This is a genomic window from Thalassospira xiamenensis M-5 = DSM 17429, assembly GCF_000300235.2.
Taxonomy (GTDB): domain Bacteria; phylum Pseudomonadota; class Alphaproteobacteria; order Rhodospirillales; family Thalassospiraceae; genus Thalassospira; species Thalassospira xiamenensis.
The window spans coordinates 309,483-333,729 of record NZ_CP004388.1 but is presented as its reverse complement, the minus strand read 5'-3'; the positions used below and the strand labels follow the sequence as shown (position 1 = coordinate 333,729).

Annotated in this window: 22 protein-coding genes and 1 riboswitch; of the genes, 12 read left to right on the top strand and 10 right to left on the bottom strand. The window is 57.4% G+C overall.

Features of this window, described 5'->3' with window-relative positions:
• Nucleotide 1 precedes the first annotated feature (1 nt).
• Entirely contained in the window at nucleotides 2-790 is a 789-nt protein-coding gene (locus TH3_RS01540; RefSeq protein WP_007089164.1) for an AzlC family ABC transporter permease, read from the top strand.
• Entirely contained in the window at nucleotides 787-1,113 is a 327-nt protein-coding gene (locus tag TH3_RS01535) for an AzlD family protein (RefSeq protein ID WP_007089165.1), read from the top strand. The genes TH3_RS01540 and TH3_RS01535 overlap by 4 nt, the downstream gene beginning before the upstream one ends.
• An 80-nt stretch (nucleotides 1,114-1,193) precedes the next feature.
• Here TH3_RS01535 and TH3_RS01530 read toward each other — a convergent pair whose 3' ends face one another.
• On the bottom strand, nucleotides 1,194-2,789 hold the full coding sequence (locus TH3_RS01530; RefSeq protein WP_007089166.1) for a peptide chain release factor 3: 1,596 nt from the start codon (nucleotides 2,787-2,789) through the stop codon (nucleotides 1,194-1,196).
• A 156-nt stretch (nucleotides 2,790-2,945) separates the two neighbouring features.
• On the opposite strand from TH3_RS01530, the gene TH3_RS01525 reads away from it, so the two are divergent.
• The 5 genes from TH3_RS01525 (at nucleotide 2,946) to TH3_RS01505 (ending at nucleotide 7,262) form a co-directional block, all read left to right on the top strand.
• A complete protein-coding gene (locus TH3_RS01525) occupies nucleotides 2,946-3,287 on the top strand; it encodes an ArsR/SmtB family transcription factor (RefSeq protein WP_007089167.1) in 342 nt (113 codons plus the stop codon).
• 36 nt (nucleotides 3,288-3,323) lie between these two features.
• Entirely contained in the window at nucleotides 3,324-3,842 is a 519-nt protein-coding gene (locus tag TH3_RS01520) for an arsenate reductase ArsC (RefSeq protein WP_007089168.1), read from the top strand.
• A 58-nt stretch (nucleotides 3,843-3,900) separates the two neighbouring features.
• Nucleotides 3,901-4,917, top strand: a complete 1,017-nt coding sequence (locus tag TH3_RS01515; RefSeq protein WP_007089169.1) for an ArsJ-associated glyceraldehyde-3-phosphate dehydrogenase — start codon at nucleotides 3,901-3,903, stop codon at nucleotides 4,915-4,917.
• Nucleotides 4,918-4,927: 10 nt separating this feature from the next.
• A complete protein-coding gene (gene arsJ / locus TH3_RS01510) occupies nucleotides 4,928-6,160 on the top strand; it encodes an organoarsenical effux MFS transporter ArsJ (protein WP_007089170.1) in 1,233 nt (410 codons plus the stop codon).
• Between the two features lie 337 nt (nucleotides 6,161-6,497).
• Nucleotides 6,498-7,262, top strand: coding sequence for a PhoH family protein (locus TH3_RS01505; protein WP_007089171.1), 765 nt, complete (start codon nucleotides 6,498-6,500; stop codon nucleotides 7,260-7,262).
• A gap of 65 nt (nucleotides 7,263-7,327) precedes the next feature.
• On the opposite strand, the gene thiC is transcribed toward TH3_RS01505, so the two are convergent.
• Complete coding sequence (gene thiC / locus TH3_RS01500) at nucleotides 7,328-9,151, bottom strand: phosphomethylpyrimidine synthase ThiC (protein ID WP_007089172.1); 1,824 nt, start codon at nucleotides 9,149-9,151, stop codon at nucleotides 7,328-7,330.
• 130 nt (nucleotides 9,152-9,281) lie between these two features.
• A riboswitch (TPP riboswitch) is annotated at nucleotides 9,282-9,397 on the bottom strand.
• Nucleotides 9,398-9,450: 53 nt separating this feature from the next.
• Nucleotides 9,451-10,461 carry a cation diffusion facilitator family transporter gene (locus tag TH3_RS01495; RefSeq protein ID WP_007089173.1) on the bottom strand — a complete coding sequence of 337 codons (1,011 nt, stop codon included), beginning with the start codon at nucleotides 10,459-10,461 and terminating at the stop codon, nucleotides 9,451-9,453.
• 208 nt (nucleotides 10,462-10,669) lie between these two features.
• Between TH3_RS01495 and TH3_RS01490 the strand changes: the two genes are divergently transcribed.
• The 3 genes from TH3_RS01490 to TH3_RS01480 all read left to right on the top strand — a co-directional run bounded on the left by TH3_RS01490 (nucleotide 10,670) and on the right by TH3_RS01480 (nucleotide 14,735).
• Entirely contained in the window at nucleotides 10,670-12,649 is a 1,980-nt protein-coding gene (locus tag TH3_RS01490; protein ID WP_007089174.1) for a heme lyase CcmF/NrfE family subunit, read from the top strand.
• A gap of 8 nt (nucleotides 12,650-12,657) precedes the next feature.
• Nucleotides 12,658-13,917, top strand: a complete 1,260-nt coding sequence (ccmI, locus tag TH3_RS01485; protein WP_007089175.1) for a c-type cytochrome biogenesis protein CcmI — start codon at nucleotides 12,658-12,660, stop codon at nucleotides 13,915-13,917.
• Nucleotides 13,918-14,288: 371 nt separating this feature from the next.
• Nucleotides 14,289-14,735, top strand: coding sequence for a response regulator (locus TH3_RS01480; protein ID WP_007089176.1), 447 nt, complete (start codon nucleotides 14,289-14,291; stop codon nucleotides 14,733-14,735).
• Between the two features lie 122 nt (nucleotides 14,736-14,857).
• Here the strand turns inward: TH3_RS01480 and atpC are convergent, their stop codons facing one another.
• The 5 genes from atpC to TH3_RS01455 are packed head-to-tail and all read right to left on the bottom strand — an operon-like array spanning nucleotide 14,858 to nucleotide 19,785.
• Entirely contained in the window at nucleotides 14,858-15,262 is a 405-nt protein-coding gene (gene atpC, locus TH3_RS01475) for an ATP synthase F1 subunit epsilon (protein ID WP_007089177.1), read from the bottom strand.
• 42 nt (nucleotides 15,263-15,304) lie between these two features.
• Complete coding sequence (gene atpD, locus TH3_RS01470; protein WP_007089178.1) at nucleotides 15,305-16,723, bottom strand: F0F1 ATP synthase subunit beta; 1,419 nt, start codon at nucleotides 16,721-16,723, stop codon at nucleotides 15,305-15,307.
• Between the two features lie 51 nt (nucleotides 16,724-16,774).
• Nucleotides 16,775-17,665, bottom strand: coding sequence for a F0F1 ATP synthase subunit gamma (locus TH3_RS01465; protein WP_007089179.1), 891 nt, complete (start codon nucleotides 17,663-17,665; stop codon nucleotides 16,775-16,777).
• Between the two features lie 30 nt (nucleotides 17,666-17,695).
• Nucleotides 17,696-19,228 (bottom strand): F0F1 ATP synthase subunit alpha, encoded by a 1,533-nt coding sequence (atpA, locus tag TH3_RS01460; protein WP_007089180.1) that lies wholly within the window; start codon nucleotides 19,226-19,228, stop codon nucleotides 17,696-17,698.
• Nucleotides 19,228-19,785, bottom strand: a complete 558-nt coding sequence (locus TH3_RS01455; RefSeq protein WP_007089181.1) for a F0F1 ATP synthase subunit delta — start codon at nucleotides 19,783-19,785, stop codon at nucleotides 19,228-19,230. Before TH3_RS01455 ends, atpA begins: the two co-directional genes overlap by 1 nt.
• Before the next feature lie 426 nt (nucleotides 19,786-20,211).
• Between TH3_RS01455 and TH3_RS01450 the strand changes: the two genes are divergently transcribed.
• Nucleotides 20,212-20,697 carry a hypothetical protein gene (locus tag TH3_RS01450; protein ID WP_007089182.1) on the top strand — a complete coding sequence of 162 codons (486 nt, stop codon included), beginning with the start codon at nucleotides 20,212-20,214 and terminating at the stop codon, nucleotides 20,695-20,697.
• Nucleotides 20,698-20,754: 57 nt separating this feature from the next.
• Here the strand turns inward: TH3_RS01450 and TH3_RS01445 are convergent, their stop codons facing one another.
• A complete protein-coding gene (locus TH3_RS01445) occupies nucleotides 20,755-21,075 on the bottom strand; it encodes a pyrophosphohydrolase domain-containing protein (RefSeq protein ID WP_007089183.1) in 321 nt (106 codons plus the stop codon).
• Nucleotides 21,076-21,143: 68 nt separating this feature from the next.
• Here TH3_RS01445 and TH3_RS01440 point away from each other — a divergent pair, with 68 nt between their 5' ends.
• On the top strand, nucleotides 21,144-21,986 hold the full coding sequence (locus TH3_RS01440; RefSeq protein ID WP_007089184.1) for a substrate-binding periplasmic protein: 843 nt from the start codon (nucleotides 21,144-21,146) through the stop codon (nucleotides 21,984-21,986).
• Nucleotides 21,987-21,999: 13 nt separating this feature from the next.
• On the opposite strand, the gene TH3_RS01435 is transcribed toward TH3_RS01440, so the two are convergent.
• The gene (locus TH3_RS01435; protein ID WP_007089185.1) at nucleotides 22,000-24,246 is read right to left on the bottom strand and encodes a primosomal protein N'; all 2,247 of its coding nucleotides are present in this window, start codon (nucleotides 24,244-24,246) and stop codon (nucleotides 22,000-22,002) included.
• Nucleotide 24,247 lies beyond the last annotated feature (1 nt).

The following is a 24,247-nucleotide window of genomic DNA, read 5'->3' as shown; positions in this document are numbered from 1 at the left end:
GATGTCTCGCCCCGGATCTGCCCCGACCCGGCATTTCGATGCCGACACCATAAGACGCGGTGCCATCGCCTGTCTGCCCCTGCTGCCCAGCACCATGATCTTTGGTGCGGTGCTTGGCGTGCTCGCCACCCAGCGCGGTCTGTCGCTGGGTGAACTTCTGTTCATGAGCCTCACGGTCTTTGCCGGATCGGCGCAATTCGTTTCGGTCGATCTGTGGCGCGAAACCATCCCCAGTGTGACGATCATTGTCGCCACCGCGGTGATCAATCTGCGCTATGTCCTGATTGGCGCGTCGCTGCGCCCGGTGTTTCGTGGCCGTCCGCTCTGGGTCAAAATCTGCGGCATGCATATGGTCGCCGATGAAAACTGGGCCGTCACCATGACCCAGGAAAACCTTGCCAATCCGGGCTTCCTGCTGGGCGGCGGGATTTTTCTTGGCGTTGTCTGGGCGGCGGGCAACACCATCGGATATCTGCTGGGCGGGGGCATACCCGACCCGAATGTCTATGCGCTTGATTTCGCCTTTACCGCGGTCTTTGCCGCACTCACGGTCGGCATGTGGAAGGGCCGGGTTGATCTTCTGCCGTGGCTGGCCGCCGCTATCGGATCTTTGATCGGGCATTACACCTTGCCCGGCACATGGTCGATCCTTGCCGGGGCCGGGGCCGGGGTGATTGTCGCCGCCCTGACATGGCGCGAGGACATGGACGATACAGCACCCGAAACTGAAATAGCAGCAGATGCTTATGGCGCCCCCGAAGGCACCTATTCGACGGAGGCCGGCAAATGATGAGTTTCCCTGATCTGACCACCTTCAGCACCGCCTCGGTCCTGACCATCCTTGGCATGGCCGCCGTGACTTACGGCATGCGCCTTGGCGGCCTTCTGATGGCCGACCGCCTGCCGCAACACGGTCGCTGGGCACATGTACTTGAACGCCTTCCGGGTGCGGTCCTGATTTCCGTCTGGGTGCCAAGCGCCCTGTCCGCCGGGCCCATCGGCATCGCCGGTGCCGCCGCCACCGTGATTACGATGATTGTCGTGCGCAACCTGTTTGCCGCGATGGTCGCGGGCATGGTTCTTGTCGCGGCGGGGCGGTATTTCCTCGGCTGACCACACACAACAATAGACAAACAAAAAGGCCCCCCGAAATTTTAAGGGCGGCCTTTTTGCTATCCCGATTGCGTCCCGTTTTACGCCGCAACCATATTCTGCTCGCGCGTGGCTTCGAATTTCAGGTTCGGCCAATCGCGTTGCGTGGTTTCAAGATGCCAGGCATTGCGCGCGATAAACACCAGCGTTTCGTCGTGATCCTCGAACAGGGCCGACTGGTTGGCATCGCGGAATTTCTTGATTTCCAGCGGATCGCTGCCCATCACCCAGCGCGCGGCATAGGCCGGGGTTGGTTCGAAATGCACCTTGATGCCGTATTCGGCGGCAATACGTTCTTTCAGAACCTCGAACTGAAGCTGCCCGACCACACCAACGATCCAGTCCGCCCCCATCATCGGCTTGAACACCTGTGATGCGCCTTCTTCGGCAAGCTGTTCAAGCGCACGCTGAAGATGTTTGCCCTTCAGCGGGTCATCAAGGCGCACCTTCTGCAACAATTCCGGGGCAAAGGCCGGAACACCCCGGAAACGAAGGTCTTCGCCCTCGGTCAGGGTATCGCCGATGCGCAATGTGCCGTGGTTCGGAATGCCGATGATATCGCCCGGCCAAGCTTCTTCGGCAATGTCGCGTTCATTGGCAAAGAACAGCATCGGGTTATGCACCGCCATCTGTTTGCCCGCGCGCACGTGCTTCAATTTCATGCCGCGTTTGAAATGGCCGGAACACAGGCGAATGAACGCAATGCGGTCACGATGGTTCGGGTCGATATTGGCCTGCACCTTGAACACAAAGCCCGAAACCTTTGTCTCGTTGGCTTCGACAAGGCGCGTTGCCGCTTCCTGCGGGCGCGGGGTCGGTGCGATATCGCCAAGTCCGCGCAGCAATTCACGCACACCAAAGTTATTGACCGCCGAGCCAAAGAAGACCGGCGTCAGATGCCCCTCGCGGTAGCTTTGCAAATCAAATGGCGGGCAGATTTCGCGCACCATTTCGACTTCTTCGCGCAGCTTCTCCAGAAGGTAATCGGGGATCAGTTCATCAAGCTTCGGATCATCAAGCCCCTTGATCGGAATGGCTTCCTTGACGACATTGCCGCCTTTTTCCATGAACAGAAGCTGATCATTGACCAGATCGTAACAGCCATGGAAATCCCGGCCCGATCCAATCGGCCATGTCACCGGCGACACATCAAGCGCAAGGTCACGTTCGATCTGATCAATCAGTTCAAAGAAATCACGCGATTCACGGTCAAGCTTGTTAACAAAGGTCGTGATCGGCACATCGCGCAGACGGCAGACCTCAAACAGCTTGCGCGTCTGGGCCTCGATCCCCTTGGCACCATCAATCACCATGACGGCAGAATCAACTGCGGTCAGAACGCGGTATGTATCTTCGGAAAAGTCTTCGTGGCCCGGCGTATCGAGCAGGTTGAAGATGTTCTTTTCAAACTCGAACGTCATGACGGCGGACGAAACCGAAATACCGCGGTCCTGTTCGATCTTCATGAAGTCCGAACGTGCGCCACGCTGTTCCTTTTTCGCCTTCACCGCACCGGCCATCTGAATGGCACCCCCGAAAAGCAGCAGCTTTTCAGTCAGTGTCGTTTTACCCGCATCCGGGTGGGCAATGATGGCAAAGGTACGGCGGCGCGATACCTGCTCGTCGATCGTCGGCATGGTTCATCCATTGATCATGATTTCGGGTTGGCGCGCACTGTACTGATTTTTGGCGCGCGTGCCACCGTGAAATCGTCATATCGGGCATGATCGCATCCATCGCTGAAACAAATTCGTCATTTGACTTCTGCATAATATGTCAATATTTCCCGACATATGGAAATAAATACAGCAATCAGCGCCCTTGGCGCACTGGCACAGGAACACCGTCTGGCAGCATTCAGGATTCTGGTGCGCGTGGGCGAAGACGGCATGGCCGCAGGCGACCTCGCACGCAGCATTGCGGTCCCGCACAACACCATGTCCACCCATCTGTCGGTTCTAAGCCAGGCCGGACTGATCACATCGCAACGCAACGGCCGGTCGATCATCTATCGGATCGTCCCCGATGTTATGCGTGATCTTTTGGGATTTCTTGCCGATGATTGCTGTCAGGGCCGCCCGGAACTTTGCGGCATCGCGGTTTCCGGCGAAACATCGACCTCGACCTGCTGTTGAAACGCCAAACCGGCATAACCGGACGGAGACATCATCATGACTGGCGGTACCTATAACATCCTGTTCCTGTGTCAGGGGAATTCCGCACGTTCCATCATGGCCGAGGCCATCATGAACCGTGAAGGCGCAGGGCATTTTCATGCCTATAGCGCCGGGGCACATCCGCGCGGCAATCTGCATCCCTATACAATCGACCTTCTCAAAAGTCTGGGCGATGATCCGTCTGTCTTTTCCTCCAAGCCGATGGAAGTCTATTCCGCGCAGGACGAAATCAAATTCGACTTCATCTTTACGGTCTGTGACCAGACGGCAAAGGAAAGCTGCCCGATTTTCCCCGGCTCCCCGATGACCGCGCATTGGGGCGTACCCGATCCGGCAAGTGCCACCGGAACCGAGGCCGAAATCCGCCTTGCCTTCGCCGATGCCTACCGCATGCTGCGCAACCGGATTTCAATTTTCATGAGCCTGCCTTTCGCCTCCCTTGACCGGATGTCGCTGCAACAGAAGCTCGACGACATTGGCAAAACCGGAATGCCCGCGAACGAAAGCGCATAAAACGCGAAACGGTCACTAACGGCCCCCGTTAGTGACCTGATATTCAGGAGTCCTCGAAATGAGCCGCAAAATCCGTATCGGCATCAACGGCTTTGGCCGCATGGGGCGTCTTGCCTTGCGCGCGGGCTGGGGCCATCCCGGCCTTGAATTCGTCCATATCAACGAAATCAGCGGCGGGGCGAAAACCGCCGCCCATCTGCTGGAATTCGATTCCGTGCATGGGCGCTGGGACCATCCGGTAACCTGCATCGATGATACGGTTGTCATTGATGGCCAAGCCGCCCTGACCTTTTCGGAAAATGCCACACCGGGCGATACCGACTGGATCGGGCTGGGCTGCGATATCGTTTTCGAATGTACCGGCAAATTCAAAACCCCCGAAACGCTTCAGTCCTATTTTGATCAGGGGGTGAAAAAAGTCATCGTCGCCGCCCCGGTCAAGGAAGGCGCGCTTAACATCGTTTATGGCGTCAATGACGATCTCTATGATCCGGCAATCCATCACCTTCTGACCGCGGCAAGCTGCACGACAAACTGCCTGGCCCCGGTGGTCAAGGTCATCCACGAAAAACTGGGTATCGTGCATGGTGCCATCACCACCATCCATGATGTGACCAACACCCAAACCGTGGTTGACCTGCCGCACAAGGATCTGCGCCGCGCCCGGTCCAGCCTGCAATCGCTGATCCCCACCAGCACCGGCTCGGCCACCGCCATCACCATGATCTACCCGGAACTGGCCGGAAAGCTGAACGGCATTGCCGTGCGCGTGCCGCTGCTGAACGCATCCCTGACCGATTGCGTGTTCGAAGTCGCCTGCGATACCGATTTCGAAACGGTCAATAACCTGCTGCGCACCGCCTCGGAAACCTATCTTGCCGGGATTCTCGGATACGAGGAACGCCCGCTGGTCAGTTGCGATTATCTCAACGATCCACGCTCCTCGATCATTGATGCCGGATCAACCATGGTGATCGACAAACGGCAGGTCAAAATATTCGCCTGGTATGACAATGAATGGGGCTATGTCTGCCGGATGGTTGATCTGGCCGCCAAAGTCGCCCAAAGCCTTTAGGATCATTTTCATGTCATCGGCCATTCGCAATTATGCCCTTGTCACATCCGCCTATTGGGGATTTACCCTGACGGACGGGGCTTTGCGCATGCTGGTTCTGCTGCATTTCAATGACCTTGGATACTCGGCCTTTGAAATCGCCCTTCTGTTTGTCCTTTATGAATGTGCCGGGGTCATCACCAATCTGGTCGGTGGCTGGCTGGCACAGGCGCGCGGATTGCGCTTTACCCTGTTTGCCGGGCTGATCACCCAGATCGCCGCCCTTTCCGCCCTGTCTCTGACCAATGAAAACTGGCTGCCGTGGATATCGGTTGCCTATGTCATGGGCCTGCAGGCCGCATCGGGTATCGCCAAGGACCTGACCAAAATGTCGAGCAAATCGGCCATCAAGGTTCTGGTGCCCGAAAATGCCAACGGGGCATTGTTTCGCTGGGTCGCCCTTCTGACCGGATCGAAAAACGCGCTCAAAGGGGCCGGTTTTTTCATGGGCGGTGCGCTTCTGGCCTGGCTTGGTTTTGACGGGGCGTTGCTCGCGATGGCAACCGGGCTGACCGTCATCCTGATTGCAGTGGCCCTGTCCATCGGTCCCGAAATGGCCGCCCCGACCAACAAACCGAAACCCAAATTCCGCGAAGTCTTTTCCAGGGATCGCAAGATCAATATCCTGTCAGCCGCCCGCATGTTCCTGTTCGGATCGCGCGATATCTGGTTTGTCGTCGGATTGCCGGTCTTTCTGGCAACCCATCTTGGCTGGGGCCATATCGAGGTCGGTACCTATATGGCGCTGTGGGTGATCGGCTATGGCTTCATCCAGACGATTGCGCCCAAAATCCTACGCGCGGGCACGCGCACCCCGGATGGCCAAAGTGCGCGCCTGTGGATTTTCGCCCTGATCATCGTCACCGCGGGCATTGCGGCCGCCGTGCAGTTTGATATCTCGCCCGAAATCGCCGTTCTGGGCGGCTTGATGGTCTTCGGGCTGGTCTTTGCGGTCAATTCATCGCTGCATTCCTATCTGATCCTTGCCTATGCCGATGGTGACAGGGTCGCGATGAATGTCGGGTTCTATTACATGTCCAATGCCGTCGGGCGACTGACTGGCACCATCCTGTCAGGACTGGCCTATATGTATGGCGGTCTGGTTGGCTGTCTGGCCGTCTCGGCCGCCTTCCTTCTGATCGGCTGGATAATCAGTTTTGGCCTGCCAAAACACCAATCCGGGACGCCCGAAGCACTGCATTAGAAAAAAGTTATCTCGCAGATGCGGCATAAATCTATGAAAAGATTCACTTTCCGATTTCATTTAAATTTAATCAGATAAAAAACAGTGACAAAACACAGGATGTAGGGGTACGATTCTGTTGTACGGTCAATAACTGGACCGCAGGAGGGGTTCCCGAGTGACGCGAGAGCACGTTGTAAAACGGAATTTTTCGCCCCCCGGATCGCAGATGCAACATGTTGCTGCGAACGGCGGTGAACCCACCCGCCACTTCCATCGCAAGATGAAAATTGAATGCGCGCCTTTCCATGATGGAATGGCGCGTTTTGCTTTATTGGCACAATTGATGAGGTGACTTATGGGTAAGCGCGCAGCACGCCGTCGTAGCCGTCCGCAACAGGCAGACACCAACGTTCACGAGCTGTTTGACGGTGACAAGTCAAACTGGCATCCCCTGAACGGTCAGGGTGACGTCCCTCAGAACGGCCAACGCGATCAAAGCTTCCGCCGCCACATTCGCCCGAAAAGCGAAAATCAGGCGGCCCTGATGGAAGCAATCGATGCCTTCAACCTCATCCTTGCACTTGGCCCGGCGGGAACCGGGAAAACCTTCATCGCTGTTTCCAAGGCCGTCGAAGCGCTGGACAAGGGCGAAATCGGCCGCATCGTTCTGGCCCGCCCCGCGGTCGAGGCGGGCGAAAATATCGGCTTCCTGCCCGGCGACGTCGAAGCCAAAATGGCTCCCTATCTTCGCCCGCTTTACGATGCACTGAATGACCGTCTCGGTGCCAAACGCCTGCGGCAGTACCTTTCGGACGGCACGATTGAAATCGCGCCCATCGGTTATATGCGTGGCCGTACGCTCAACAATGCCTTCGTCGTGATTGACGAGGCCCAGAACTGCACCTACGGACAGCTCAAGATGCTGGTCACCCGCCTTGGCTGGAATTCAACCATGATCCTGACCGGCGACCCGGACCAGACAGACCTTCTGCCGGAAATGTCGGGCCTGTCGGAAATGTCCGACCGTCTTGAAAATGTCGAAGACATCGCCTGCGTCAAACTGGCTGATCGGGACATCGTCCGTCATCCGCTGGTCGCCAGCATGCTGACCGTCCTTTAACCTTTCGGCACGGCAAACCAAAAGAAGAAGGCGGGTCCGTCACCGGGCCCGCCATTTTCACAGGCTTATTTCCCGATGTTTCGGGGCATGTATAAATCCCCGCCATCACGGTATTTTTCCGCCATCGCCGCCATGCCTTCCTTCTGCACATCGGCCCGGATTTCATGCGAAATTCGCATCGAACAGAATTTCGGCCCGCACATCGAACAGAAATGCGCGACCTTGTGCGCCTCTTTCGGTAGGGTCTGATCATGAAATGCCCGTGCGGTTTCCGGGTCCAGCGACAGGTTGAACTGATCTTCCCAGCGAAATTCAAACCGTGCACGCGAAAGCGCATCATCGCGCGCCTTGGCCGCCGGGTGCCCCTTGGCAAGATCGGCAGCATGGGCAGCAATCTTATAGGTGATCACCCCGGTCTTCACATCATCCCGGTCCGGCAGGCCCAGATGTTCCTTGGGCGTCACGTAACACAGCATTGCGGTCCCGAACCAGCCGATCATCGCTGCCCCGATCCCCGATGTAATGTGATCATAGCCGGGCGCAATATCGGTGGTTAGCGGCCCCAGCGTGTAAAACGGTGCTTCGCCGCAAATCGACAATTGCTTGTCCATGTTTTCGCGGATTTTATGCATCGGCACATGGCCCGGCCCCTCGATCATCACCTGGCAATCACGATCCCATGCAATGCGGGTCAATTCGCCCAGTGTTTCCAGTTCGGCAAACTGGGCGGCATCATTGGCATCGGCAATCGATCCGGGCCGCAACCCATCGCCCAGCGAAAAGGAAACGTCATACGCCCGGCAGATGTCGCAGATCTCGGCGAAATGATCATACAGGAAACTTTCGCGATGATGATGCAGGCACCATTTCGCCATGATCGACCCACCCCGCGATACGATGCCGGTCACCCGGTCCACGGTTAACGGGATGTGATGCAACCGCAATCCGGCATGGATGGTGAAATAATCCACGCCCTGTTCGGCCTGCTCGATCAATGTGTCGCGGAATATTTCCCATGTCAGGTCCTCGGCAATACCGCCAACCTTTTCCAAGGCCTGATAGATCGGTACCGTCCCGATGGGCACCGGCGAATTGCGGATGATCCAGTCGCGGATATTGTGGATATTGCGCCCGGTCGACAGGTCCATCACCGTATCCGCCCCCCATCGCGTCGCCCAGACCATCTTTTCAACCTCTTCCGCCATTGATGATGTCACCGCCGAATTGCCGATATTGGCGTTGATCTTCACCAAAAAATTCCGCCCGATGATCATCGGTTCGGCTTCCGGATGGTTGATATTGGCCGGGATGATCGCGCGCCCCCGTGCAATTTCTTCACGGACGAATTCGGGCGTCACATGATCGGGGATCACCGCCCCGAATGCCTCGCCATCACGCTTGGCATTGGCGCGCATTTCCGCCCGGCCCAGATTTTCACGGATCGCGACATATTCCATTTCGGCGGTAATGATTCCGGCCCGGGCATAGGCAAGCTGCGTCACGGCCCGCCCGCCAGTTGCGCGCAACGGCGCATGGCTTTGCGGAAATGCCGGAACCGCATGGCTTTCACTTTCGACAAAGCCGTTATCTTCGGGTTTGATGTCGCGCCCGGCATATCGTTCGGTATCAGCACGCGCCGCGATCCAGCTTCGGCGCAGTCGTGGCAGTCCCTTGGCAATGTCAATCGTGACATCCGGGTCGGTATAGGGCCCCGACGGGTCATAAACCCTGATCGGCGGTTCGCCCGCCGTGGGATGAACCGCAATTTCACGCATCGGTACGCGAATATCGGAAAAGTGCGATCCCGTAATGTGGATTTTGCGCGATGCGGGCAACGGCCCGGTTGTGACATCGCTAGTGATATCGGTTTTGGTAGATGGAACAGACATAAAAGGCCCCTTTGCAATCAAGGCAATGGAGACCCAGTTCTGCGAGAGGCTGCTGATGAAAAATGCCGACCGGTAATGGGAAACCTGCCATGACAAACGGGGCGTACCCACAGTATCAAAACAGGTAAATATGCCAGCATCCGCACCATCCCTACGCCAGTATGAACTGGATCAGGTTCAAAGGGTCACTGCGCTGCAAAGCCAGCAGTTTCTCAGCCCCTTGTCGGGGCTCCCCAGGTGATCGATTGCAGGGTTACAAGTTATGCGGGTAATGTCAATTGGTGGAAAACACCCAAAACCTAGCGACCCGTCGCCAGCTCGCCATTTGACGCCGGAATACTGTCCTGACCGGCCTTGCGCGCCCGGCCCGTATGCCAGAATTCCGGGTCTTCGGTATAACCGCTGAACTCGTCGAGATGGATGTCTTCGGGCGGTTCGGGATGGATCGTGATATCTAGATCGGGATATTCCGCCCGGATGCTGTCCATCACCTGATGGCAGATGGTGTGCGATTCCCGCATCAGCATCCCGCCATCCATGATCAGTTCGATCTCGGCAAAGCGATGCACGCCCGATGACCGGGTGCGCAGACGGTGAATGCCGATCACGGACGCGTTTTTCATCGTCAGTTCGATGATCCGCTGGCTGTCCGATTCCGGCAATTCCTGATCCATCAGGACCGAAACCGAATTGCGCCCGACCTTGACCGCGGAATAAAGCAGGAAAAGCGCCACCATGCCGCCAATCGCCGGATCGGCCCAGTTAAGGCCGGAAAAACCGGCAACAAGGGCAACAATCACCGCCAGATTGGACAGGATGTCGCTGGTGTAATGCATCGAATCGGCGTCAACCGCCAACGACCCGGACATCCGCACCGCTTTTCGTTGCAGCAACACAAGCCCGACGGTCATGACAAGCGAGATCGACATGATCCACACGCCTTCAACCGCAAACCGGATCGGCTGTGGTTCCGCAAGCCGCGATCCGGCCTCCGCCAGAACCAGAATGGCCGCCCCGATCATGAAGGCAGACTGGAAAAGCCCCGCCAGCGGTTCGGCCTTGCCATGGCCAAAACGGTGATCGTGATCGGCCGGGCGCCATGCGCTTCGGACCGCCATGAAGTTGATCACAGACGTCCCGACATCAAGCATGCTATCAATCATCGAAGATAGAAGGCTGACGGAATCGGTCATGAACCAACCGGCGGCCTTGATGGCAATCAGCGTCGCAGCAATGACAATAGAGGCCGTGGTTGCCCGACGTGCCCATATTTCCCTTTGCGCGATGTCAATGACAGGACATTGACTCATGTTCTACAGACCCTTGGTCTTCAATTTTCCGCTCGCTGATTGCGGTTTTATATCGTGAATTGGCGTAATATGTAATGACTATTGCCATATTTTGACCTTCGCCTGTGCAGCAAATAGCGCATATTTGATATTCCGCAAGGTTTTCAAACCAGACCGAAGCGACTATATCAGCCCGGCAGGCGGATAAGAGCAAACAACAGGCCCACTTATGATTGTTGAAATCGGACATTATGCCTTGGTGCTGTCACTGGTGGTGGCAATGGCACAGTCGACCATCCCGTTTCTGGCTGCGTCCCGGCGTGATGCCGCACTTCTGAAAATTGCGCCACGTCTGGCGATTGCCTGCTTTGCCCTTGTCGGTACAAGCTTTGCCGCCCTGACATATGCCTATGTCACATCCGATTTCTCGGTCGTCAATGTGGTCGCCAACAGCCACACCTCCAAACCGCTGATCTATAAAATCACTGGGGTCTGGGCCAACCACGAAGGCTCGATGCTGCTCTGGGTGATGATCCTGACCCTGTTTTCGGCCGCGGTCGCTGGCTTTGGCCAGAATCTGCCGCCAAGCCTTCTGGCGCGCGTCGTTGGCGTCATGGGGCTGATTGCGCTCGGCTTTCTGCTGTTCATCCTTCTGACGTCTAACCCGTTCGAGCGCGTGATTAATCCGCCGCTCAACGGCGAAGGCATGAACCCGCTGCTTCAGGACCCTGGCATCGCCATTCATCCGCCGTTCCTTTATCTCGGCTATGTCGGTTTCTCGGTGGCCTTTGCCTTTGCGGTTGCCGCACTCATCGAAGGCCGGGTTGATCCGGCATGGGCACGCTGGGTCCGTCCCTGGACGCTGGCCGCATGGATGTTCCTGACCGCCGGGATCGGGCTTGGCTCCTGGTGGGCCTATTACGAACTCGGCTGGGGCGGCTGGTGGTTCTGGGACCCGGTGGAAAACGCATCCTTCATGCCGTGGCTGGCGGGAACCGCGCTTTTGCATTCGGCGATTGTCGTTGAAAAACGCGACGCGCTCAAAAGCTGGACGATCTTCCTCTCAATCCTGGCCTTTTCCTTCTCGCTGCTGGGCACCTTCCTGGTGCGGTCGGGCGCGCTGACATCGGTTCATGCCTTTGCCACCGATCCGACGCGCGGGGTGTTTATCCTGTTCCTGCTGTGCCTGACGGTGGGCGGGTCTCTCGCCCTTTATGCGTGGCGCGCCCCAACCCTGAAGGGCGGCGGTCTGTTTCAGCCGATCTCGCGCGAAGGCGCACTTGTTTTCAACAACGTGCTGCTCTCGATTGCCGCGGCCATGGTGCTGCTCGGCACCCTTTATCCGCTGCTGCTTGAAACCCTGACCGGTGAAAAGATTTCGGTCGGCGCGCCGTTCTTCAATTCCACCTTCGTTCCGATCATGACGCCCCTGATCATTGCCATGGCATTCGGGCCGATGATGCCGTGGAAACGCGCCGATCTGTTTGCGGTTCTGGGCAAGCTCAAAATCGCCATTGCCGCCGTGATCCTCGTTCTGATCGTCACCTACTGGCTTGCCGGTGGTCCGGCCTTTGCCCTGTTTGGCATGGGGCTGGCGATCTGGCTGTTTGTTGGAACGATGCTGGAATGGGCCGGACGGATCAAGCTTTTCCGCGAACCGCTCTCGACCAGCTTCCGCCGGATGCGCAATCTGCCACGCTCGGCACACGGCACCATGCTGGCTCATGCCGGGATGGCGATTGTCATTGCCGGGATCACCGGATCACAGGCATGGACAGAAGAATCGGTTCAATCGCTTGCCATCGGTGAAAGCACGGTTGTTTCGGGCCATACCTTCACACTCAGCAGCCTTCGCGAATATCAGGGGCCGAACTTCTTCGCCCGCGAGGCCACCATCACCATCGCAACCCCGGGCGAACGCACCATAACGCTTACCCCGGAAAAGCGCGTCTACACCGTCGAAGGCATGCCCACGACCGAGGCCGGAATCCGGTCCGGTTTCACCGGCGATATCTATGCTGTCATCGGCGATGAAGACGCCAGCGGCAAATGGGTGACGCGCTTCTATGTCAAACCGATGATCCCGTGGATGTGGGCCGGTGGCATCATCATGGTGCTGGGTGGTCTGATGTCGCTCTCCGATCGTCGTTATCGCGTCGGTGCCCCTGCCCGCTCCACCAAAACGGTTCACACCGTACCCGCCGAATAGGATTCTCAATGACCATCTGGATTGTTCTTGGCGCCTTGACGGCTCTGGTGGCGGGTTACGTCCTCTGGCCGATCTTGCGAAATGCGCGTTCCGCCAGTGCCGATGCGGGTGATGATCACCTTGCCGACATGGACGAAGACGAACTGCAACGCGATCTTGCGGTTTACCGCGACCAGCTTGCCGAAATCGGCCGCGACATCGAACGCGGCGTTCTGACCGGCGAACAGGCCGACGCCGCCCGCACCGAAGTCCAGCGCCGCATCCTTGCCACCGATCAGCGCATCAGCACCCGCCAGCAATCCGGCGAGGCCGCAACGCGCATCTCCCGCCTGCGCCCGGCTGTTGCGATCTTTACCCTGCTTCTGTTTGTCGGCGGTATCGGCCTTTATCTGGATCTTGGCCGCCCCGACCTTCGTGATCGCCCCATGGCCAGCCGTACTGACGAAATCATGGCCGCCCGGCAGGCCAGCGAAAATGACGCCAGCCGCAATGACGCGCTGAACCGCGCCGTACAGGACCTGTCAAACCGCCTGCTTGAAAATCCCGATGACCTCAAGGGCTGGGAACTGCTTGGTGCCAGTCTGATGGCGCTTGGGCGCGCCGAAGAAGCCCAGACCGCCTTCCTCGAAGCGGTCAAGCAATCCGGTCGCGATGGTGATTATCTGGCGATGTATGCCGAAAGCGTCATCCGGGCGAATAACGGCCAGGTCAACACAATCGCCCGCGGCGCACTCGAAGAAGCCGCCCAATCCGGCAGCGAGGACCCCCGCATCCAGTATTTCCTCGGTCTTGCCGATGCGCAGAACGGCAATGTCGCTGCCGCGATTGATCGCTGGATCGTGCTGGTGAATGGTGCGCCGTCCGATGCCGGATGGCTTCCGATGGTGCTGGCCCGGATCGACGAAGCCGCCCTCGCCCAGGGGATCGACATTACCGGCCGGATCAAGATCACCCCGCCAATGGCCTCAAACGCCCCTGCCGGGCCTGGGGGACCCTCGCGCGAAGACATGGAAGCAGCCGCCGAAATGTCGCCCGAAGAACGTCAGGAAATGATCCTTGGCATGGTGTCCCAGCTGGCCGACAAGCTGGCGGAAAACCCGGAAAACCCCGAAGGCTGGGCCCGTCTGATCCGCGCCTATATGGTGATCGGCCAACCCGATCAGGCAAAGCAGGCCTATGACAATGCCCGACAGGTATTTTCCGATGATACCGATCTTCTGACCCGCTTTGCCGGGTTGGCCGATGAACTGGGCATCCCTGCGAATTGACCACGTGCCGCCCCGTGCGGCATGACCGGCCCCAAACGGCCACCATCATTCATCACCCAGAATCGAACGCACCGTGAAAAATCGCGGTGCGTTTTTTCTGTTTACACCCATACGAATGCAGCCAGCCAAACAATACGCAAGGATAGTATTTTGATCAAACTTTCGCCTGTATCCTATTGATTTGGCGTTCTGTTTCCTCAAATTTGACCCGTTGAAAAAGTGAACCGGATTCAGAAATTTCAAACTTTCCCCCTAAAAGATTGAATTTATTCTGTCTTTTTCTTCAATTCCCCTAAAAGATTGACTATAATTCTCATCTATCAAAAGGGGGAGTTTCCGACATTCCCCATCCAAAAGAATAAGGACGTCGCATGATCGCCGGTGCAAGCGGGGCCGTAAGCAATTTGCTGCTGATAGAAGACAATCCGGGCGACGCCCGATTGGTTCAGGAAGCGCTCCGTGAATTCACCCACCCGGTTACGCTGCATCACGTCAAGGATGCGATGACCGCGCGCCAGTTCCTGCAACAGGATGGCCCTTATCGCAATGCGCCAAGGCCCCGCCTGATCCTGCTGGACCTGAACATGCCCCGCAAGGATGGCCGCGAAATGCTGCGCGAAATCCGGAATGATCCGTCATCCGCCTCGATCCCTGTGATCGTACTGACCACGTCGGGGGCCGAACATGATGTGGATCTGTGCTATGCGGCGGGGGCGAACTGCTATCTGCGCAAACCGGTCGATGTCACGGAATTCATCGAACTGATGAAGATGATCGAATCTTTCTGGCTCGGTCTTGCCCTGACCCCGTCCCCCTGATCCCGCCGCCGGTTGCGGCTACCCCCATCATACTTTCCCGATCAGCCCTTCTGACATGCCAAAAGCAGAAAGGCCGCTGTCTGCACAACAGCGGCCTTTTTAACAAAGTCGAAGATCGATGATCAGTTGGACAGTGCGGCAATCTGCGCACGGGCAACCTCAAGCGCACGCTCGGCATTCGCCTTGTCATGCGCCGTGGTTGCCGCCTTCAGGTCCGCCTGCGCGGTCTCAAGACGTGCCTGGGCTTCATCGGCCTTGATATCGGAAACCGGAACCGCTTCTTCGGCCAGAATGGTGCAACGCTCGGGGTTAACCTCGGCGACGCCACCGGCAACGAAGATACGTTCGGAAACCTTGCCACCTGCATAGATGTCGATGACACCGGGGCGAATGGTCGAGATCATCGGCGAATGCTTCGGCAGCACGCCAAAATTCCCGTCCGTGCCCGGAACAACGACCATCTCGACCGGCTCGGATTTGAGCAGGGCAGACGGCGAAACAAGTTCCAATACAGTCGTATCAGTCATGACAGTCCTCTCTCCCGTATGGGAAGGGGGACCGAAGCTGCCTTAGGCAGCTTCGGCCATCTTCTTGGCTTTCTCGATGGCTTCTTCGATGGTGCCGACCATGTAGAATGCCTGTTCAGGCATGTGGTCATATTCACCAGCGCAGATGGCCTTGAATGCCTTGATGGTGTCTTCGAGCTGAACGAACACGCCCGGAGTACCGGTAAAGACTTCTGCAACGTGGAACGGCTGCGAAAGGAAACGCTGGATCTTACGGGCACGGGCCACGACCAGTTTGTCTTCTTCCGAAAGCTCGTCCATGCCGAGAATTGCGATGATGTCCTGAAGACCCTTATAGGTCTGAAGGATACGCTGCACTTCACGGGCGGTCTCGTAGTGTTCCTTGCCGATAACGCCCGGATCAAGCGCACGCGAGGTACTGTCGAGCGGATCAACAGCCGGATAGATGCCAAGCTCGGCAATCTGACGGTTGAGCGTCGTGGTCGCATCAAGGTGGGCAAACGAGGTTGCCGGTGCCGGGTCGGTCAAGTCATCGGCAGGGACGTAAATGGCCTGGACCGAGGTAATGGAACCTTTTTTGGTCGAGGTAATACGTTCCTGAAGTGCACCCATGTCGGTTGCCAGTGTGGGCTGATAACCCACGGCAGACGGGATACGACCCAGAAGTGCCGACACTTCCGAACCCGCCTGGGTAAAGCGGAAGATGTTATCGACGAAGAACAGAACGTCCTGGCCTTCTTCATCACGGAAATATTCCGCAATCGTCAGACCGGTCAGAGCAACACGTGCACGGGCTCCCGGGGGTTCGTTCATCTGGCCATAAACCAGTGCGGCTTTGGATGCACCTTCCGGGTTGATAACGCCCGAATCCATCATCTCGTGATAGAGGTCGTTACCTTCACGGGTACGTTCACCAACACCTGCGAAAACCGAATAACCGCCGTGGCCTTTTGCCACGTTGTTGATCAGTTCCATGATGAGAACGGTTTTACCCACGCCCGCACCGCCGAACAGACCGATTTTACCACCCTTGGTGTACGGCGCGATCAGGTCGATGACCTTGATGCCGGTAACCAGGATTTCGGTGTCGGTTGACTGATCGGTAAACGACGGTGCTTCACGGTGGATCGGGGAGGTCATTTTCGCGTTGACCGGACCACGTTCGTCGACCGGCTCGCCGATGACGTTCAGGATACGACCAAGGGTTTCCGGACCAACCGGAACCAGGATCGCGTCACCGGTATCAATGACTTCCTGACCGCGACGCAGACCTTCGGTGGTGTCCATCGCGATGGTACGGACGGCATTCTCACCAAGATGCTGTGCAACTTCAAGAACCAGACGCTGGCCGTTGTTGTCAACATGCAGCGCGTTCAGAATGGGAGGCAGATCGCCGTCGAATTTAACGTCGACGACGGCGCCCATAACCTGGGAAATTTTCCCCGCCTTCTTGTTCGCCATAGGTATTGTCTCCTGCTCGGACAAAACTATCCGTTAGTTCCTGCGACCCGCTTACAAAGCCTCGGCGCCGGAAATGATTTCAATCAGTTCGTTGGTGATCTGGGCCTGACGTGAGCGGTTGTACTGGATGCTCAGTCGGTCGATCATATCGCCGGCATTGCGGGTTGCGTTATCCATCGCGGACATACGCGCACCGTGCTCGGATGCACTGCTTTCCAGCATCGCACCGAAAATCTGGACCCCGACATTACGCGGCAGCAGATCAGCCAGAATGGCTTCTTCGGACGGTTCATATTCATAAACCGCAGAAGAACCGGTAGCTTCTTCCTGCCCGTCGGCTTCCGGCACCGCGAACGGTACCAGCTGCTGTTCGGTCACAACTTGCGAAATTGCTGACACGAACTTGTTATAGAAGATCGAGCAGACGTCAAATTCGCCTTCTTCGTACAGCGCCAGAACTTTGTCAGCAACGTCGGTAGCAGCAGAGAAATCAATCCCCTTCTTGCCTTCGACGCCAGTATACCGGGCGACAATCGCGTCACCAAATTCACGCTTGAGCGCATCGGCACCCTTGCGGCCAACACAGATCAGCTTCACCGTTTTGCCAGCCGCGCGAAGGGCGCGGACCTTGATACGGGTCGCTTTGATGATCGATGCGTTGAAACCACCGCAAAGGCCACGGTCCGCGGTAAAGACGACGAGCAGATGCACATCATCCTTGCCGGTACCTGCCAGAAGCTTCGGTGCCCCCTGTGCGCCACCAACCGCGGCTGCAAGCCGTCCCAGCATCGTCCCCATGCGATCCGCATAGGGACGGGCTGCTTCTGCTGCATCCTGCGAACGGCGGAGCTTGGAGGCCGCCACCATCTTCATCGCCGAAGTAATTTTCTTCGTCGATTTGACGCTGGCAATGCGCGAGCGCAGATCCTTCAAACTAGCCATTGCGTTTCCTCCTTCGCCTAAATTTCAGACTTACGCGAAGGTTTTCGCGAACTTGTCGAGGAACGCTTTGAGCTTCGTTTCGGTGGCTTCCGAAAGAACCTTCTCGGTGCGGATCGCATCAAGAATGTCAGAACCGGTCGAACGGATATCGTTCAGGAACTGTTCTTCGAAAGCACGAATTTTGCCAACTTCCACACCGTCAAGGTAACCCTTAACACCGGCATAGATCACAACAACCTGTTCTTCCACTTTAAGCGGCGAATACTGCGGCTGCTTGAGCAGTTCCGTCAGACGTGCGCCACGTGCCAGCAGTTTCTGGGTCGCCGGATCAAGATCCGATGCGAACTGTGCGAAAGCTTCCATTTCACGATACTGGGCAAGTTCCAGCTTGATCGAACCGGCAACCTGTTTCATTGCCTTGATCTGAGCGGACGAACCCACACGCGAAACCGACAGACCAACGTTCACAGCCGGGCGAACACCCTTATAGAACAGGTCGGTTTCAAGGAAGATCTGACCGTCGGTGATCGAAATCACGTTGGTCGGAATAAACGCCGAAACGTCGTTACCCTGGGTTTCGATAACCGGCAGTGCGGTCAGCGAGCCAGCGCCGTTTTCGTCATTCATTTTCGCAGCACGTTCCAGCAGACGGGAGTGCAGATAGAAAACGTCGCCCGGGAAAGCTTCACGTCCCGGCGGGCGGCGAAGAAGCAGCGACATCTGGCGATAGGCAACAGCCTGTTTCGACAGATCATCATAGAAGATGGTGGCATGCATGCCATTGTCGCGGAAATATTCACCCATTGCGCAGGCAACGAACGGTGCCAGGAACTGCATCGGCGCCGGATCAGAAGCTGTCGCGGCAACAACGATGGTGTTTTCCATCGCACCACGTTCTTCAAGAACCTTCACAACCTGAGCAACGGTCGAACGTTTCTGACCAACCGCAACATAGATGCAGAACATCTTGTCGCTGTCGGATTTCGCTGCATCGTTCACCGGCTTCTGGTTCAGGATGGTGTCGATGATGATCGCGGTTTTACCGGTCTGACGGTCACCAATGATCAGCTCGCGCTGGCCACGGCCAATCGGGATCAGCGAGTCAATCGACTTGATACCGGTCTGGACCGGCTCATGAACCGATTTGCGCGGGATGATGCCCGGTGCCTTGACGTCGGCAAGGCGACGCTCTTTCGCACCCAGTTCACCTTTACCGTCGATCGGGTTGCCAAGCGCGTCAACAACGCGGCCCAGCAGCTCCTTGCCAACCGGCACGTCAACGATGGCACCGGTACGCTTGACCTGGTCGCCTTCCTTGATGGTACGGTCGGAACCGAAAATAACGATACCGACATTGTCTTCCTCAAGGTTCAGGGCCATGCCCTTGATGCCACCCGGGAAGTCGACCAGTTCACCGGCCTGAACATTGTCAAGACCATGAACACGGGCGATACCGTCACCGACAGACAGAACCTGACCGACTTCGGCAACTTCGGCTTCAGCGCCAAAATTGGCGATCTGATCCTTAAGAATAGCGGAGATTTCCGCGGCGCGGATTTCCATCACGCAACCCCTTTCATAGCGAGCTCGAGCTTCTGCAATTTGGTACGAAGCGAGGCATCAAAAACCCGGGAACCGACCTTGACGACAAGGCCGCCAAGAACCGCCGGATCGACATTCAGGTCCACTTTGACAGTGGCACCGACAACTTCTTTAAGAGCGCCGGTAACGGCTTCGATTTGCTCTTTCTTCAGCTCGGAAGCCGACGTCACCTGTGCGGTCACTTCGCCTTTGAAAGCTGAGAGCATGGAAAGGTAGGAACTGATAACATCCGGCAGAACGAAAAGGCGGCGTTTCTGACACAGAACGCCAACGGTCTTCTTGGTCAACTCGGAAACGCCAAGCTTGTCCAGAAGGGCCGCCATTGCCTTGGCCTGCACATCCCGGGAAATCACGGGACTACGGAGCACATTCCGCAGGTCATCGCTTTCGACGATGGCCTGGTCGAGCAATTCAAGATCGCTTTTGACAGCATCAAGCGCATCGGCCGACTGGGCCAATTCGAATAATGCTGTGGCGTAACGCCCTTGAAGCCCGGTCGCGGCAGTATTTTGGGACACCGGTGAAAGCCCTCAATTCTGGTTATGAGAACGACTCGGATACGTATAAAAAAATGGTCTCTCGGAAGGTGTTCCCGCCGAGAAGCGAGCGTTTGGTATCACATGTCCATGACAGGGGCAACCCCCGCGCAACGCCATTTGGGCGGTCTTTTTCATTCTTTACTGAAGTTGGGGCAAAACAGCCCCGGATCGCTCGCGTTTCGAGGCTTTTTACAACTATTTTATAATGCCGCCTCTCCCGCCATCGGCGGATTCTGTCTTTGGGAAATCACCTTTAAGGAACGAATCCCCGATTTTTTCGACGATGCCGTCCGTACAACCCCTGATCGATAACCGCTTTTTCCGATCAAAAAGTGTAATCGACATCACATTCGAACCTTCCCGGCGTCAATTCGGGACACCCATGTCATCCCCAAGGAGGTTCAAATGAAACTGCCCTCGATGTCCCCTCTGGCCGGCCTGCTGATTGCAGGCCTTGCCCTGCTGCTTCCGATCAACGCCTTCGCGTGTAGCACCGGCTATTTCCGTTTTGTCGAAACCGGCACCGCCAACCCCTTCGTGCCATCCGCCTCGCGCGCCTATTACGATGATCAGGATCAGGCCGGAACCGCAATTTCCGTTTTTGTCGATCTGACATCGGCGGATTACAGGGCCATGGCTGATAGCCGCCTCAATGCATTCGGCGGTAAAACCACGGTTTACAAAATCGCCTGCGATGCCGTGACCGCCCCGCTGTCCGAAACCCCGGCCGAAGACGTACCATCCGATAGCTGGATGAGTGCCGAGGGCATCAGCCCCATCCACGTCTATCTCGAAGCCGACAATTTCAACAGCGCCACCGTCGGCACCAAAAAGCAATCCATCCCGGCCTGGCTCACCAGCAAGTCCAGCAAGGTCTACAGCGCCAACTGATATCATCACCTCGGGTCACCCTACCGGTGGCCCGATCCGCCAATCAGGGTCAGGACCCTAGATATGCGACCCGGTGCCATCGCCCTTGGCCGACCATTGCCGCGCCCGGTTGATCGCCATTTTCGCCTGCACTTCGTGATCAAGGTCCAGACCGAACTGATCGACCAGCCGATACAGCAAAATCATCACATCCGCCGCTTCGCGCCCGATTTCCGAAAGATCGCGGTCAACAACCGCCTCATCAAGTTCCTTCATCTCCGTCATCGCACGCGTAACAAGCGCACGGGGATCGGCCACCGGGCCAAAAATCTTTTCGGCCCAGTCACATATGCTTTGCTGGCTTTCGCTCACGCTTGTTGAATTTTTAACATTCGTCATCAAATCTTATCCATGGAATTTAAAAATCTGGGCTATCCATAACCCGCAAGCATGACGGGAGACAATATATGGCGCGATGCCGGGATTTCGTGCTTTTGGCGGGGTCGTTCCGATATCACCTGCCGGGTAAATGTACCCTGATCGCGGCATTGTTGATTGCGGTCTTTTCAACCACCGCCCCTGCCCGCACCCTGATCATCGAAGGCCTGTCCGAAGCCCCGCTGAAATGGATGGTCGACCGTGATCCGCGTGGCATTGATATCGACATCATGACCGAAGTGCTCAACGATATGGGCATCACCGATTACCGCTTTCAGCTTGTCGATAATGGCCGCCGCCTTTTGCACAATGCCCAGACCGGCAGCAGCGACATTATCCTGACCCTGTCGCAAAACGCCGAACGCAGCCAGTATCTGCACTATCCCGACGAAGCCCATCTTCTGCTCGATTGGCGCTTTGCCGTGCGGATTGAAGACCGGGACCGGATCACCTTCGATAATTTTTCCGATCTGGCGCGCCACCGCGTCGGGGCGGCAGCGGAATATTCCTATACCGATACCTTCTGGCAATCCGGGCTTGATATCGAAATCGTCGCCAAAAACGATCTGCTGATCCCGATGCTGCTGGAAAACCGTTTTGATGTCGTGCCGGTCAATTACCTCAGCACGCTTTACGAAACCCTGCGCAACGGGCAACGCGAAAAAATCGCCTTCATCTATCCGCCGCTTCGCCGCGCGCCCTATTATAACGTGTTTTCAAAGGCGTCGGATTACCCGGACAAGGACGCGTTTCTCAAACGCTATGACCAGATCATCCGCGAAATGCGCAATGATGGCCGCCTTGCCACCATCTTTCAGGATTACCTCGGCCCGGACGGGCTCGACTGGTGGCAGTCCAAATATCAGAACTGAATCCGAACCGACCCTACATAAAGCTGTAAGGATCGATATCGATCTGCACCCGGACACTGCCCGGTGTTTTCACCTTTGATAACCAGTCATGGATCATCGCCTGCAACCGCACCTGTTTATCCGCCCGGATCAGGAAACGGCGGCGATACCGCCCGCGCAGCAACGATAACGGGGCCGGGGCCGGTCCCAGAACGACAATGCCATCACCGCGCGGTGCCGCCCGGCCAATCCGCCATGCGGCTTCGTCGACCTCGTTTTCCTTTTTCCCCGAAATGATCAGGGCCGCCAACCTTCCATGCGGCGGCATGCCATGCGTCATGCGCTGCGATAATTCAACCTCGTTAAACGCATCGCGATCCCCCGCGGCAATCGCCTTGATCACCCGGTTGGACGGGTCGGCGGTCTGCAACAACACCATGCCGGGCCGATCCCCGCGTCCGGCCCGCCCCGCCACCTGGGTCATCAACTGATAACTGCGTTCGGCCGCGCGCAGATCCCCACCCGCAAGGCCAAGATCGGCATCGACCACCCCCACAAGGGTCAGCATCGGGAAATGATAGCCCTTGGCCAAGATCTGTGTGCCGATCAGCAAATCAACCTCGTGATTATGCACCCGATTGACAAGCTCCGCCGCCGCCTTTGGCCCGGCGATATTGTCCGATGTCGCGACCTCGATGCGGATTTGCGGGAATGTCTCGACCGCTTCCTCATAAAGCCGTTCCACCCCCGGCCCGCACGCCGCAAGCTTTTCCTCCGCCCCACAGGCCGGGCAGCTATCGGGGGCCTTGGCCTGATAGCCGCAATGATGGCATTGCAATTTGCCCCATGCCCGGTGTTCCACCAGCCACGCCGTACAATTCGGGCACTGGAACCGGTGCCCGCAGGCCCGGCAAAGCGTCAGCGGCGCATAACCCCGCCGGTTTAAGAACAGCATCGCCTGCTCCCCGGCGGCAAATGTCTCCGCCAGCCGCTTTTTCAAGGTCGGCGTGATCCAGCGTTGCCGCTCCGGCCTGTCCTGCCGGATATCGACAATCTCGACACTTGGCAAAACCGCCATGCCGTGGCGTTCCGAAAGCTCGACCCGCTCATACCGCCCGGCTTCGACATTCGCCAGGGTCTCAAGCGACGGGGTGGCGGACGCCAGAATCGCCGGTATCCCGCCCAGATGCGCGCGCGCAACCGCCATGTCACGCGCATGATAAATCACGCCGTCTTCCTGCTTGAACGCATGTTCGTGTTCTTCATCCACCACGATCAGCCCCAGATTGGCATAGGGCAGAAACAGTGCGGACCTTGCCCCGACCACAAGCTTTGCCGATCCATCGGCCACCGCCCGCCATGTATCGCGTCGCCGCGCCTGCCCGACTTCGGAATGCCAAAGGGCCGGCTCAACCCCGAATCGGTCACGGAACCGCTGCAACCATTGCGCCGAAAGGGCGATTTCCGGCAACAGGACCACCACCTGCCGTCCCGCCTCCAACGCGGTTCGGATTGCTTCGAAATATACCTCGGTCTTGCCCGAACCGGTCACGCCATCAAGCAACGTGACCGAAAACCCATCCCCCGCCACCTTGGCACACAGCATGTCTGCCGCGCGTTCCTGTGCCTCCGACAAATGCGGGCGCGCAATATCAAGGTCGGGGTCGTCAAACGGCGATGGCGGGGTGACCATCAAACGCCGGACGACGCCTGCTTCGACCAGCCCCTTGATCACGCTGGCCCCGGCACCGGTTTCGCGCATGATATCGGCCTGTTCCATCGGCGGATGGTCACGCAAGAACGCCATCACCCGCTTGCGCGGCGGCGTCATGCGAAGGCTGCTTTCGCCATCGCCTTCCCCTTCTGCCGGATCGGCAAGGGTAAATCTGAAAATCGGCTTTGGCGGCTCAAGCGCGTCGGCAACACTCATCGCCATGCGCAACACCGCCCCCTGCGGTGCCATGGTATAGGCCGACACCCAATCGACGAACTTTCGCGTCACATCGGCCATTGGCGGTGCCTGCAAAACGCCATAAATTTCGCGCAGCTTGGCCGGATCGACGTCGCCCCTGGCCTTACCCCAGACGACGCCGCGCTGGGTCTGACGGCCCAGTGGAATTTCGACAAAGTCGCCGGGCTGAACGCTCAACCCCTCGGGGACAAGATAATCATACGGGCCCGCCAAGGGCAGCGGCGGCAGGACACTGATCGTTTCACCCGTCACCTGAAAGGCCGGATCATCACCAAACAGATTTCCCGATATGGCCTTTGCGGCGCTCATA

What these genes read in the sequence shown, in the direction of transcription:
- atpA (WP_007089180.1), bottom strand. Translation starts at nt 19,228, where the DNA reads ATGGAAATCCGCGCCGCGGAAATCTCCGCTATTCTTAAGGATCAGATC.
- arsJ (WP_007089170.1), top strand. Translation starts at nt 4,928, where the DNA reads ATGTCATCGGCCATTCGCAATTATGCCCTTGTCACATCCGCCTATTGG.
- TH3_RS01540 (WP_007089164.1), top strand. Translation starts at nt 2, where the DNA reads ATGTCTCGCCCCGGATCTGCCCCGACCCGGCATTTCGATGCCGACACC.
- TH3_RS01515 (WP_007089169.1), top strand. Translation starts at nt 3,901, where the DNA reads ATGAGCCGCAAAATCCGTATCGGCATCAACGGCTTTGGCCGCATGGGG.
- TH3_RS01505 (WP_007089171.1), top strand. Translation starts at nt 6,498, where the DNA reads ATGGGTAAGCGCGCAGCACGCCGTCGTAGCCGTCCGCAACAGGCAGAC.
- TH3_RS01465 (WP_007089179.1), bottom strand. Translation starts at nt 17,665, where the DNA reads ATGGCTAGTTTGAAGGATCTGCGCTCGCGCATTGCCAGCGTCAAATCG.
- TH3_RS01435 (WP_007089185.1), bottom strand. Translation starts at nt 24,246, where the DNA reads ATGAGCGCCGCAAAGGCCATATCGGGAAATCTGTTTGGTGATGATCCG.
- TH3_RS01440 (WP_007089184.1), top strand. Translation starts at nt 21,144, where the DNA reads ATGGCGCGATGCCGGGATTTCGTGCTTTTGGCGGGGTCGTTCCGATAT.
- TH3_RS01520 (WP_007089168.1), top strand. Translation starts at nt 3,324, where the DNA reads ATGACTGGCGGTACCTATAACATCCTGTTCCTGTGTCAGGGGAATTCC.
- atpD (WP_007089178.1), bottom strand. Translation starts at nt 16,723, where the DNA reads ATGGCGAACAAGAAGGCGGGGAAAATTTCCCAGGTTATGGGCGCCGTC.
- TH3_RS01450 (WP_007089182.1), top strand. Translation starts at nt 20,212, where the DNA reads ATGAAACTGCCCTCGATGTCCCCTCTGGCCGGCCTGCTGATTGCAGGC.
- TH3_RS01490 (WP_007089174.1), top strand. Translation starts at nt 10,670, where the DNA reads ATGATTGTTGAAATCGGACATTATGCCTTGGTGCTGTCACTGGTGGTG.
- atpC (WP_007089177.1), bottom strand. Translation starts at nt 15,262, where the DNA reads ATGACTGATACGACTGTATTGGAACTTGTTTCGCCGTCTGCCCTGCTC.
- ccmI (WP_007089175.1), top strand. Translation starts at nt 12,658, where the DNA reads ATGACCATCTGGATTGTTCTTGGCGCCTTGACGGCTCTGGTGGCGGGT.
- TH3_RS01530 (WP_007089166.1), bottom strand. Translation starts at nt 2,789, where the DNA reads ATGCCGACGATCGACGAGCAGGTATCGCGCCGCCGTACCTTTGCCATC.
- TH3_RS01480 (WP_007089176.1), top strand. Translation starts at nt 14,289, where the DNA reads ATGATCGCCGGTGCAAGCGGGGCCGTAAGCAATTTGCTGCTGATAGAA.
- TH3_RS01525 (WP_007089167.1), top strand. Translation starts at nt 2,946, where the DNA reads ATGGAAATAAATACAGCAATCAGCGCCCTTGGCGCACTGGCACAGGAA.
- TH3_RS01535 (WP_007089165.1), top strand. Translation starts at nt 787, where the DNA reads ATGATGAGTTTCCCTGATCTGACCACCTTCAGCACCGCCTCGGTCCTG.
- TH3_RS01445 (WP_007089183.1), bottom strand. Translation starts at nt 21,075, where the DNA reads ATGACGAATGTTAAAAATTCAACAAGCGTGAGCGAAAGCCAGCAAAGC.
- TH3_RS01495 (WP_007089173.1), bottom strand. Translation starts at nt 10,461, where the DNA reads ATGAGTCAATGTCCTGTCATTGACATCGCGCAAAGGGAAATATGGGCA.
- thiC (WP_007089172.1), bottom strand. Translation starts at nt 9,151, where the DNA reads ATGTCTGTTCCATCTACCAAAACCGATATCACTAGCGATGTCACAACC.